This is a genomic window from Pseudomonas sp. Tun-23181, assembly GCF_057415455.1.
Map to the genome: position 1 here is coordinate 1,840,002 of NZ_CM171630.1, position 11,756 is coordinate 1,851,757.

General features: G+C 67.0%; 10 protein-coding genes. 2 read left to right on the forward strand and 8 right to left on the reverse strand.

Annotated elements, in window-relative coordinates:
* Positions 1–9: 9 nt before the first annotated feature.
* Genes pepN through ACDI39_RS09005 form a run of 6 tightly spaced genes read right to left on the reverse strand, consistent with a single transcriptional unit; the run spans position 10 to position 6,533 of the window.
* Positions 10–2,682, reverse strand: a complete 2,673-nt coding sequence (gene pepN, locus ACDI39_RS08980) for an aminopeptidase N (RefSeq protein WP_253090874.1) — start codon at positions 2,680–2,682, stop codon at positions 10–12.
* A gap of 13 nt (positions 2,683–2,695) precedes the next feature.
* On the reverse strand, positions 2,696–3,526 hold the full coding sequence (locus tag ACDI39_RS08985) for a DUF2797 domain-containing protein (RefSeq protein WP_225787003.1): 831 nt from the start codon (positions 3,524–3,526) through the stop codon (positions 2,696–2,698).
* Positions 3,523–3,783, reverse strand: a complete 261-nt coding sequence (locus ACDI39_RS08990; RefSeq protein WP_225787004.1) for a YeaC family protein — start codon at positions 3,781–3,783, stop codon at positions 3,523–3,525. The genes ACDI39_RS08985 and ACDI39_RS08990 overlap by 4 nt, the downstream gene beginning before the upstream one ends.
* A gap of 13 nt (positions 3,784–3,796) precedes the next feature.
* Complete coding sequence (locus tag ACDI39_RS08995; RefSeq protein ID WP_225787005.1) at positions 3,797–4,675, reverse strand: rhomboid family intramembrane serine protease; 879 nt, start codon at positions 4,673–4,675, stop codon at positions 3,797–3,799.
* Positions 4,672–5,643: a metallophosphoesterase gene (locus ACDI39_RS09000; protein WP_225787006.1), complete on the reverse strand. Its 972-nt coding sequence runs from the start codon at positions 5,641–5,643 to the stop codon at positions 4,672–4,674. Before ACDI39_RS09000 ends, ACDI39_RS08995 begins: the two co-directional genes overlap by 4 nt.
* A complete protein-coding gene (locus tag ACDI39_RS09005) occupies positions 5,643–6,533 on the reverse strand; it encodes an NAD(+) kinase (protein WP_225787007.1) in 891 nt (296 codons plus the stop codon). Before ACDI39_RS09005 ends, ACDI39_RS09000 begins: the two co-directional genes overlap by 1 nt.
* A gap of 57 nt (positions 6,534–6,590) precedes the next feature.
* Between ACDI39_RS09005 and ACDI39_RS09010 the strand changes: the two genes are divergently transcribed.
* Complete coding sequence (locus tag ACDI39_RS09010) at positions 6,591–7,580, forward strand: DUF1853 family protein (protein ID WP_253090873.1); 990 nt, start codon at positions 6,591–6,593, stop codon at positions 7,578–7,580.
* A 487-nt stretch (positions 7,581–8,067) separates the two neighbouring features.
* Positions 8,068–8,613: a cytochrome b gene (locus tag ACDI39_RS09015; RefSeq protein ID WP_253080976.1), complete on the forward strand. Its 546-nt coding sequence runs from the start codon at positions 8,068–8,070 to the stop codon at positions 8,611–8,613.
* Here the strand turns inward: ACDI39_RS09015 and ACDI39_RS09020 are convergent.
* Together ACDI39_RS09020 and ACDI39_RS09025 are read right to left on the reverse strand one after the other, a co-directional pair.
* Complete coding sequence (locus ACDI39_RS09020) at positions 8,604–9,503, reverse strand: 1-aminocyclopropane-1-carboxylate deaminase/D-cysteine desulfhydrase (protein WP_225787010.1); 900 nt, start codon at positions 9,501–9,503, stop codon at positions 8,604–8,606. The genes ACDI39_RS09015 and ACDI39_RS09020 overlap by 10 nt on opposite strands.
* 135 nt (positions 9,504–9,638) lie before the next feature.
* Entirely contained in the window at positions 9,639–11,675 is a 2,037-nt protein-coding gene (locus ACDI39_RS09025; RefSeq protein ID WP_225787011.1) for an NADPH-dependent 2,4-dienoyl-CoA reductase, read from the reverse strand.
* Positions 11,676–11,756: the final 81 nt, after the last annotated feature.

Sequence of the window (11,756 nt, forward strand, 5' to 3'; positions counted from 1 at the left end):
CGACCCGTCCTACGCCAGGCTCTTGCTCACCACTTCATACACATCGCTGGACAGCGCTCCCGACGCCAGGATCCGCTCCAGCTCGCCACGCATCAACGCCTGGCGCGCAGCATCGTACTTGCGCCAGCGGGTCAGCGGCGCCAGCTGGCGCGAGGCGATCTGCGGGTTGAAGGCGTTGAGTTCGATCACCAGGTCGGCGAGGAAGCGATAGCCCGAGCCATCGGCGGCATGGAAGTTCACCAGGTTCTGCCCGGCGAAGGCGCCGACCAGGGCACGCACCTTGTTGGGGTTCTTCAAGGTGAAGGCCGGGTGCTGCATCAGCGCCTTGACCCGCGCCAGGCCACCCGGCAGCGGGCTGGCGGCCTGCACGCTGAACCACTGGTCCATGACCAGCGGGTTGTCCTTGAAGTGCTCGGCGAAGGCCTCCAGGGCCTTGGCCCGCTCGGCCTCGAACGGCGAGTTGACCAGCACCGCCAGGGCGGTGAGGCGCTCGGTCATGTTGTCGCACTGGTCGAACTGCTCCAGGGTCGCTTCCAGCACCTCGGGCCTGCCGCTGAGCATCAGGTACGACAGCGCGATGTTCTGCAGGCTGCGGCGGGCGAAGTGCTCGGCCTCGGCGACGTAGGCGGTGTTGCGCGACACCTCGCGGTTGGCCTGGTAACGCGCCCACAGGGCATCGAACAGTTGCTCGGCGATCTGCTGGCGGGCGAACTCGCGGGCGGCGTGGATGGCGTCGACGTCGGCCACCTGGCTGATCTCGGTGAGGTAGGCCTCGCCCGGCAGCGAGAGCATCTCGGCGACCATGGCCGCGTCGAGCGCTTCGTTGCCCAGCACGGTGCCCAGCGCATCGACCAGGCGCTGGTCGAGGCTGAGCGCCTCGCCACGCTGGTGCTGGCCGATCAGCTCCTGCAGCACCTGCACCGACAACTGCTGGCCCGCTTCCCAGCGGTTGAAGCCATCGCTGTCGTGCTGCATGAGGAACATCAACTGGTCGCGGTCGTAGGGGAAGCCCAGCTTGACCGGCGCGCTGAAGCCGCGCAGCAGCGACGGCAGCGGCTTGGCGGCGATGCCTTCGAAGGTGAAGGTCTGCTCGGCCTCGGTCACCGACAACACGCGGCTGGTGCCCTGGGGCACGGCTTCGCCGGCCAGGCGCAGCGGCAGGTCGTTGCCTTGGGCATCGAGCAAGCCCAGCTCCACCGGGATCACGAACGGCTGCTTCTGGACCTTGTCGGGCGTCGGCGGGCAGCTCTGGCGGAAGGTCAGGCTGTAGGTCTGCGCCGCGGCGTCGTAGGCCTCGCTGACCTCCAGGCGCGGGGTGCCGGCCTGGCTGTACCAGCGCTTGAACTGGGTCAGGTCGACGCCGTTGGCGTCTTCCATGGCCTTGATGAAGTCGTCGCAGGTCACCGCCTGGCCGTCATGGCGCTCGAAGTACAGGTCGCTGCCCTTGCGGAAACCCTCGGTGCCCAGCAGGGTGCGGACCATGCGCACCACTTCGGCACCCTTCTCGTACACGGTCAGGGTGTAGAAGTTGGAGATCTCGATGAAGCTGTCCGGGCGCACCGGATGGGCCATAGGGCCGGCATCCTCGGCGAACTGGTGGGTGCGCAGGTAGGCCACGTCCTCGATGCGCTTGACCGTGCGCGAGTTCATGTCGGCGCTGAACTCGGCATCGCGGAACACCGTGAAGCCTTCCTTGAGCGACAGCTGGAACCAGTCGCGGCAGGTCACGCGGTTGCCTGACCAGTTGTGGAAGTATTCGTGGGCCACCACGCCTTCGACCCGTTGGTGGGCGGCATCGGTGGCGGTCTCGGCGCGGGCCAGCACGCAACTGGAGTTGAAGATGTTCAGGCCCTTGTTTTCCATGGCGCCCATGTTGAAGTCGTTGACCGCGACGATCATGAAGATGTCCAGGTCGTACTCCCGGCCATAGACCTCCTCGTCCCAGCGCATGGACTTCTTCAGGCTGGCCATGGCGTGGTCGCACTTGTCGATGTTCTCCGGCTCGACGTAGATGCGCAGGGTGACGTCCCGGCCGGACTGGCGGGTGAAGCTGTCCTCGACGCACCACAGGTCGCCGGCGACCAGGGCGAACAGGTACGCCGGCTTCATGAACGGGTCTTCCCAGGTCGCCCAGTGCCGGCCGTCTTCGCCCTGGCCTTTTTCGAAGGTGCCGCTGCCGACCGGGTTGCCGTTGGACAGCAGCACCGGGTAGCGATGCTGCTCGGCGATCACCGTGGTGGTGAAGGTGCTCATCACGTCCGGGCGGTCGAGGTAGTAGGTGATCTTGCGAAAGCCCTCGGCCTCGCACTGGGTGCAGAACATCTTGCCGGACTTGTACAGGCCCTCGAGGGCCGTGTTGCTTTCCGGGTGGATCTTCACGCTGGTGTCGACGGTGAAGCGCTCGGCCTTGGGCTGCAGGGTCAGGCTGTCATCGTCGAGCTGGTAGTCACCGGCGGCCAGGGGCTGGTCGTCCAGTTGCACGCCCAGCAGCTCCAGTTGCTGGCCATCGAGCACCAGCGGCGGCAGGCCCGCGCCACGCGCGGGGTTGCGGCGCATGACCAGTTGCGCATGGACCAGGCTGTGGTCCTCGAACAGCTCGAAGGTCAGGTGCGTCTCGTCGATCAGGTACTCGGGCGCCTGGTAGTCCTTGAGGTAGATCACTTGCGGTTGTTCGGTACGCATGGTGGCGGTCCTTTTACTGGTGCACGGCCAATTGGTAGGCCGTGTACTTGCGAATGTTGATCACGCCGGTGTCGAAGATCAGGTACTGGCCCTTGATACCCAGCAGCGTGCCTTCGGCCACCGGGTTCTTGTCGAGGTTGAAGCTGACGATCTTCGACGGGTAGGCCTCGACCGGGTAGCGCATCTCGACCACCTCGGCATCCGGCAACGGCTGGATGGCCTGCAGGCCGAAGCGCTCCTGCAGGGCGCGCAGGCCCTCGGCACAGGCGTCGAAGATCCGCTCGCGGATGGCCGGCAGGTCCAGCGCCTCGGCATCGCCCTTGAGCAGGGCACGCCAGTTGGTGCGGTCCGGCACCTGGCTGCGCAGCAGGTCCTCGACCAGCCCGGACTGTTGCCGGGTGGCCACGCGCAGGATCGGCAAGGCCTGGCTGGCGCCCTGGTCGAGCCAGCGGGTGGGCAGTTGGGTGGCCCGGGTGATGCCGACCTTGATGCCCGACGAGTTGGCCAGGTACACCACGTGGTCGGTCATGCAGAACTGCTCGCCCCAGGACGGTTCGCGGCAGGTGCCGGCGTCGTAGTGGCATTTTTCCGGGGCCATGATGCACACATCGCACTGGGCCAGCTTGGTCATGCAGGGGTAGCAGTAGCCCTGGCTGAAGCTGGTCTTGGTGCGCTTGCCACAGTGGGTGCAATGGATGGCGCCGAGGTACTCCAGGCGCAGGGACTTGCCGATCAGCGGGTTGACCGGCACCTGCTCCTCGCCCAGGCGAAAGGCGTACTGCACGACCGGTGCTTCCAGGCGTACCGCCATCTTGCTCAGAGAGCCACGTGCGAGTTCGATCAATGTACCGAGTCCGACTTGAACAGGAGGTTGGCGATCGGCGCCGACTTCGAGGCGCATTCCTGCGGGCCCATGTAGCCGGTGCGCTGCTCCTCCGGGAGGTTCTTCATCTCCCAGGCGATCACCGCCTGCAGCGACAGTTCCTTCTGCTCGGGGGTGAGCTTGCGGCCGTCGGCCCATTTGCCGATCTCCACGGCCGTCTTCAGGCTTTCGTAGATCTCCGGGGTGATGTTTTCGATCATTTGCGCGAACGTGGACATAGCGTCTCCTCAGTCAGGCCGACAGTTTACGCCGGGCAAGCGCCCCACCCAAGAGCCCGGTCAGGCATCCGATGAGCAGCCCGCCAACGTGGGCAGCATTGGCGATCTGGCCGAAGCCCAGCTGGCTGACCACACCGCTCAGGCACACCAGCAGCCAGATGAGCATCATCGCCAGCACGCCCCTGGGCAGGCTGAACAACGGGTTGGGCGCCAGCCACTGGTACAGCCAGACATGCCCGAGCAAGCCGTAGAGCACCCCGGACAAACCGCCGAACAGGCTGGGGCCGCCCACGAAATGCTGGGCCAGGTTGGAAACCAGGCTGAACAGCAGGGTCAGCAGCAGGAGCCTCCAAGGCCCCTGGCGCAGCTCGATACGTCGCCCGAGCTCCCAGTACCACAGGCCGTTCATCGCCAGGTGCAGGATGCCGAAGTGCAGCAGCATGGGCGATACCAGCCGCCACCACTGGCCCTCGGCCAGGCCCTGGGCCAGCGGGGTGAAGTACAGGTAGTCGCCCTGCACGTGAAATTGCAGGAAGGTGAACCAGCCGATGGTCGAGAGGCTCTCGCCCAACCCTGTGAGGCCAGCCACCACCAGGCACAGCAGGAGGACGGCGACGGTGACCTTGCAGGCGCGGGCCTGCTCCGCCAGCGACGGCGGCCTCGGGCCGTTCTCCGCCAGAGCGGTGCCCTCGGGCAGTTCCAGGTCGGCATTGCCATCGGGGAAGCGCTGGTACAGTTGGCGCACGTCGTCGGCCAGGTGCGGGGGCGCCCAGAGCACCTGCTCCTCGCCCTCCTCGACCACCCGGTGCGGCACCTGCAGGCGCCGCAGCAGGGCGACGAAGCCACTGAGGTCGACCGCAAGCGGCAGGCGCATCACTTCGATCACATTCATTGGCTGGCCTGCGGACGGTCGACGTCGACCCAGACGAACTTGTGCGGGTCGATGCGTGTCTCGTCGTCCAGCCGATAGGCCGCCAGCTTGCCGTACAGCACCGCGCTGTAGTCCAGGCAGGCGAGGTTGTCGCGGATCGGTGCCGGCCGGCCGCTGCGCCAGTAGTGGCCGACGAACAGCAGCGGCTCGTCCTCGGCGTAGCGCAGCAGAGCGTTCTTCTCGCTGCGGCTCAGTGGCGTGCGGGCCACCTCTTCGGGCAGGGCGTCGGGCTGGAACACGATGTCCCCGTAGGTCTTCGGGTCTTCCTCCCAGAACTTGGTACGGAAGAAGGCGCGGGTCAGGCCGTCGCCGCCAGTCAGGGTCAGGCCGTCCGGCAGGCGCATGTCGGTGCCACGCAGCAGGCGGTTGCACACGGTCGCGGCGAAACTGCCGGAAACCGCCGAGGCCTGGACGAAATGCGCGTCGATGCAGCCGTCCGGGTACTGCTGGCGCAACGGCTCGATCAGCCGCGGGTCCCAGCAGGCATGCACCAGGCGGAAACGGCCGGCGTCGAGGAACAGCGGCAACTGGTAGAACCACTGCAGGAAGTCGTGCCAGTCGCCGGGGTGCTGGGCGAACTGGGTCAAGGTCTCGTCGATCAGGCGGGCATGGCGCGGGGTGTGCTCGCGGACGAAGGTCTTGCCGCTGCCGGGCAACGCCGGGGTGACCCAGCCCAGAGCGTTGTACTCATGGTTGCCCATGATGCAGAAGGCCTGGCCGGCCTCGACCATGTCGTGGACGATGTGCAGCGCTTCGCGGATGCGCGGGCCGCGATCGACGATGTCGCCGAGGAACAGGGCCTGGCGCCAGGGATGGCGCCAGACGCCGCCCACGCGCTTGTAGCCCAGGGTATCGAGCAGGCGTTCGAGGGTCAGGGCACAGCCGTGCACATCGCCGATGATGTCGAAACTTCGCGCCGGATCGAGCATCAGTCGCCTCCACCTCCAAGGCGGCTGCCCCAGCCAAGCTTGGTGCGGCAGACCTCGTAGTAATTGTGGTCCAGCGGGTGGATCAGGCGCAGCTTCTGCGGCTTCTTGCTCACCGTGATGGTGTCGCCGGGCGCGCAGGTGAAATGGTTCTGGCCGTCGCAGGAAACCTGCGGGTAGATCTGCAAGTCCTGGGACACGACGATCTTCAGCTCGCTGTTGCCGTCCACCACGATCGGCCGCCCGGACAGGGTATGCGGGTACATGGGCACGATGACGATGGCGTCGAGCTTGGGGTGCATGATCGGCCCGCCGGCGGACAGTGCGTAGGCGGTGGAGCCGGTCGGCGTGGCGACGATCAGGCCGTCGGCCTTCTGGCTGCAGACGAACTGGCCGTCGATGTAGATCTCGAACTCGATCATCCGCGTCGACTTGCCCGGGTGCAGCACCACGTCGTTGAGTGCGTCGCCCTGGCCAATGGCCTCGTTGTGGCGGCGTACCTCGGCCTGCAGCAGGAAGCGGTTCTCCACCAGGTAATGGCCGTCGAGCACCTCGGCGACCTTGACCTCCAGCTCGTCGGGACGGATGTCGGTGAGAAAGCCCAGGCTGCCACGGTTGATCCCCAGCACCGGGATGTTGTGCCGGGCCAAGGCGCGGGCGGCGCCGAGCAGGCTGCCGTCGCCGCCAACCACGATGACCAGGTCGCAGACCTCGCCCAGCAGCTTGCGTGTGGAGGTCTGCAAGCCATGGCCGGGCAGGACTTCGGCGATGGTGTCCTCGAGGATCACGTGCAGGTGGCGCTCGAGCAGGAATTTTTTCAGGCGGCGGATGGTGTCGAGCACCTGGGAGCTGCCGAGGCGGCCGATGATACCGATATTGCGAAATTGCTCCATGGTGCTCCTGCGAGGCTCTGCGGCGGGTGACGGGCGCATGGCGCCGATGCCGGGATTATGGGCGAAACGACCCGCCAGCGGCAAACCGGCTATGCTCGCAGGATGACGCCCTTCGCCGATCTGCACGCCCTGCCCCGCCAGTTGCGCCAACCTGCGGTGCGCGACCTGGCCTGGGCACTGGTATCGCCCCCGTTGCTGCGCGCGCCGCCCTGCCGCCAGCGCCATCCGCTGGCGGCCAGTGCCTGGGCCGACGATCCGCAGCGCCTGCGCCAGTGGCTGCTGGCGCTGGATGCCGACGACCAGCCCCTGCGCAGTTGGCTGGCCCGGCTCACCAGCCGCCGCCTGGGCCTCTACTACGAAAGCCTGTGGCAGTTCGCCCTGGGCCAGGCCCCGGGCATCGAGCTGCTGGCCGCCAACCTGGCGATCCGCGAAGGTGGGCATACCTTGGGCGAGCTGGACATCCTGCTGCGCGACCGCGAGGGCGTGCATCACCTGGAACTGGCGATCAAGCTCTACCTCGGGCCGGTGGGCGACGCAGGCCATGACCCGGTGCACTGGCTCGGGCCTGGCTGCCACGACCGCCTGGACCTGAAGCTCTCGCACCTGACCGGGCACCAGCTGCCGATTTCGGCACGCCCGCAGAGCCGCCAGGCGCTGGCGCGACTGGGGGTGGACGAGGTGCAGGCGCACCTGTGGCTGGGTGGCTACCTGTTCTACCCCTGGCCCGGGCAGGCCGAGGCGCCGACCGGGGCTGAGCCGCGCCACCTGCGCGGTCGCTGGCTGCACCGGCGCGACTGGCCGGCCTATGCGGCTGGCTGCACCCCTGGCCGCTGGCAGGCCCTGCCGCGTCACGCCTGGCTGGCGCCGGCGCGGGTACAGGCACAGGACAGCTGGTTGCCGGAACGGTTCGAGGCTTGGCTCGAAGGGCTGGACGACATGGCGCCCGCGCAACTGCTGGTCAGGTTGCAGGCCGCTGAGGACGGAGCCTGGGAAGAAACCGAGCGGCTGTTCCTGGTGGCTGACCGTTGGCCCCACCTGCCGGGGTGAAACCGCGCGCACCCTGGGGCCGCTTCGCGCCCCATCGCCGGCAAGCCGGCTCCCACAGGGTTAGCGCCGAACTTCAGGATTGCGCCATACCTGTGCAGGCTGTGTGAAAACCTCCAATGCTTTTTCAGGATCGCGCTTCTACGCGAAAGCTGGAAAAGCTTGGCTGCTCAACTAACCCAGAATACGCGTAGAAGCGCGATTTTCAGGTTGTTTTTTGAACAGCCCGATTGCTCGGAGGGTTTTCACACAGCCTGTACACAGTCCTCTGCATGACACAGATTGGTGAACACCGCTGGACCCTGTGGGAGCCGGCTTGCCGGCGATGGGCTGCAAGGCAGCCCCACTCGCTCTGAACTCGGGCCCACCGCGAATGAGCTGCAAAGCAGCCAGAACACGACTTGGCTCAAGGAAAAATCCCAAACCAGCGATTAGAGTGGAAAACACGCGCCGCCAGAGCGCCATCCCGAGCTGATGACGAGGACCGACCATGGTTTCATCCACACCCGCCGCGCACTATGCGCGCCTGTCCATCGCCCTGCACTGGCTGATGCTGGTGCTGCTGGCCGCCGTCTACGCCTGCATCGAGCTGCGCGGGCTGTTCCCCAAGGACAGCGCCGAACGCGACCTGATGAAGACGCTGCACTTCACCCTGGGCCTGACGGTGTTCGTGCTGGTATGGCTGCGCCTGGCCATGCGCCTCGCGCGCCCCACCCCGCCGATCGTGCCCCGGCCACCGGCCTGGCAGACCGGCCTGGCCCACCTGGTGCACATGCTGTTGTACCTGATGATGATCGGCCTGCCGTTGGCCGGCTGGTTGATCCTCAGCGCCGCCAACAAGCCGATCCCGTTCTATGGCCTCGAACTGCCGGCGCTGATCGCCCCCGACCCGGACCTGGCCAAGTTCATCAAGGGCTGGCACGAGCGGATCGGCAGTTGGGGCTACTGGCTGATCGGTTTGCATGCCCTGGCAGGCCTCTACCACCACTATGTGCGTCGCGACAACACGCTGCTGCGCATGCTGCCCTACAAGTAGCCACGCCGGCCCTGCAGGCCGCCGGTATGCAGGAAGATCAGCCGCGTGCCTGGCGCGAACCGCCCGGCCGCGGCCTGCTCGCGCAGGGCCATCAGCGCCTTGCCGGTGTAGACCGCCTCCAGCGGCAGGGCTGTCTGGCGCTCGGTTTCGTCGATGAAGGCCAGCAGTTCATCGTCGATACGGGCAAAACCGCCACGGCAAGCTTCGTGCAATACGTAGCCGCGGGCGCCGGCCAAGGCCGCCACATTCTGCGGCGCGCCATGCTCCCTGGGTACCGCCAGGGCGCCATGCACCGGGTGCCGGCCTGCTTCGGCCAGGACGATGCCGGCGAGGGTCGTGCCCGTGCCGGCAGCCAGCCACCAGGCGTCGTAGTCGTCCCAGCCCACGGCAGCCAGCTGCGTCCTGCCCTGTTCGACGATCAACCCGCAGCCTTGCGCCCCTGCCAGGCCGCCACCACCCTCGGGGATGCAGTGCCAGCCTGGATAGCGCGCCTGCCAAGAGTCCCAGAAACCCGGCTCATGACGTGCCCGGTAGCCACCATAGCCCAGCCAATGTAGCGCCATGCCCAAGTCCTGGAGATCGCGCACCGTCGGAGTGTCTCGGGGATGACCACGCAGCAGGCCAGCGGTGGCGAACCCAAAGCGCTTACCGGCTGCCGCCAGGGCATGGAGGTGGTTGGAGTGATCGCCACCGAGGCTGATCAGGCCGGGCGCGCCGGCTGCCCGGGCTTCGTGCAGGTGATGGCGGAGCTTGAACCATTTGTTGCCGCTGAGCAGCGGGTCGACCAGGTCCAGGCGCAGCACCGCGACCTCGACGCCGGCCTGGTCGAGCCAGGGCAAGGTCAAGGGTTGCAAGGGGGCTTGAGGGAGATTGGAAAAGGCTGGAGACATTGGGCGAGTCTATCAGGTGCTGGCACGCTGCTGGTCAGTTGAGACATGCGCGCCTCTAGGGCCCAGCAAAGCTGCCTCATGTGCGGTTGGCCCAGGCCCTGTACAAGTGGGGCTGCTTTGCAGCCCATCGCCGGCTCACAGCTCCGCCGCCAGCCTCGCCCCCTGGTTGATCGCCCGCTTGGCATCCAGCTCGGCGGCCACATCGGCGCCACCGATCAGATGCACCGACTGCCCCGCCGCCAGCAGCCCTTCGTGCAGTTCACGCAGCGGCTCCTGGCCGGCGCAGATCACCACGTTGTCCACCGCCAGCACCTGCGGCTCGCCCTCGCCGATACGCACATGCAGGCCGTCGTCGTCGATGCCCAGGTACTCGACGCCGTTGAGCATCTGCACCTGCTTGTTCTTCAGCCCGGTACGGTGAATCCAGCCGGTGGTCTTGCCCAGGCCGTCGCCGACCTTGGATTTCTTGCGCTGCAGCAGGTACACCTGGCGGGCCGGCGCATGCGGCTCGGCCTTGATGCCGGCCACGCCACCGCGCGCCTGCAGCTGCGTATCGATACCCCACTCCTTCCAGAACGCGGTACGGTCCTGGCTGGTCGCCACGCCCTGGTGCACCAGGTACTCGGACACGTCGAAACCAATGCCGCCAGCACCGATCACCGCCACGCGCTCGCCCACCGGCTTGCGCTCGAGCAGCACGTCCAGGTAGCTGAGCACCTTGGCATGCTCGATACCCGGGATCGCCGGAGTGCGTGGGCTGATGCCGGTCGCGAGGATGACCTCGTCGAAACCACCCGCCACCAGTTCGGCCACGCTGACACGGGTGTTCAGGCACAACTCGACCCCCGTACGCTTCACCTTGTTGCGGAAGTAGCGCAGGGTCTCGAAGAACTCCTCCTTGCCCGGTACCCGCTTGGCCACGTTGAACTGCCCGCCGATCTCGCCAGCGCCATCGAACAGGGTCACCTGGTGCCCGCGCTCGGCGGCCACGGTGGCTGCGGCGAGGCCGGCGGGGCCGGCGCCGACCACGGCGATGCGCTTGGCCTGGGCGACAGGCAGGTAGTTCAGCTCGGTCTCGTGGCAGGCGCGCGGGTTGACCAGGCAACTGGTGAGCTTGCCGCCGAAAGTGTGGTCCAGACAGGCCTGGTTGCAGCCGATGCAGGTGTTGATCTCGTCGGCACGGCCCTCGGCGGCCTTGTTGACGAAGTCCGGGTCGGCGAGAAACGGCCGGGCCATGGAAACCATGTCGGCATCGCCCTCGGCCAGCACCGCCTCGGCCACCTCCGGGGTGTTGATGCGGTTGGTGGTGATCAGCGGGATCTTCACCACGCCACGCAGCTTGGCGGTCACTTTGCTGAACGCCGCACGCGGCACCTTGGTGGCGATGGTCGGGATGCGCGCCTCGTGCCAGCCGATACCGGTGTTGATCAAGGTGGCGCCGGCCCCCTCGATGGCCTTGGCCAACAGGACGATCTCGTCCCAGGTACTGCCGCCCTCCACCAGGTCGAGCATCGACAGGCGGAAGATGATGATGAAGTCCTCGCCCACCGCCTCACGCACCCGACGGACGATCTCCACCGCCAGGCGCATGCGGTTCTCGTAGCACCCTCCCCAGCGGTCGGTACGCTGGTTGGTGTGGGCGGCGAGGAACTGATTGATGAAGTAGCCCTCCGACCCCATGATCTCGACGCCATCGTAACCGGCGCGCCGGGCCAGCACGGCGCACTGGACGAAGTCGGCGATCTGCTTCTCGATGCCCGCCTCGTCCAGTTCTCTGGGTTTGAACGGGTTGATCGGTGCCTGGATGGCGCTGGGCGCCACCTGGCGTGGGCTGTAGGCATAGCGCCCGGCATGGAGGATCTGCAGGCAGATCTTGCCACCGGCGGCATGCACGGCCTGGGTGACGATACGGTGCTGCTCGGCCTCTTCCTCGGTGCTGAGCTTGGCCGCTCCGGAATACACGCCGCCTTCGTCGTTCGGCGCGATGCCACCGGTGACCATCAGGCCGACACCGCCCCGGGCACGCTCGGCGAAATAGGCAGCCATGCGCTCGAAGCCGCCGGGGCGCTCCTCCAGGCCAGTGTGCATGGACCCCATCAGGGTGCGGTTGCGCAAGGTGGTGAACCCCAGGTCGAGCGGGGCCAGCAAGTGTGGATAGCGGTCGGCGGCCATGGAAGAACTCCCCATGAGGCATGATCACGGAATGCGGGTACCTCGGCCGGCATGGCGGGCCCCGTCGTTTGTCTGGCGTCG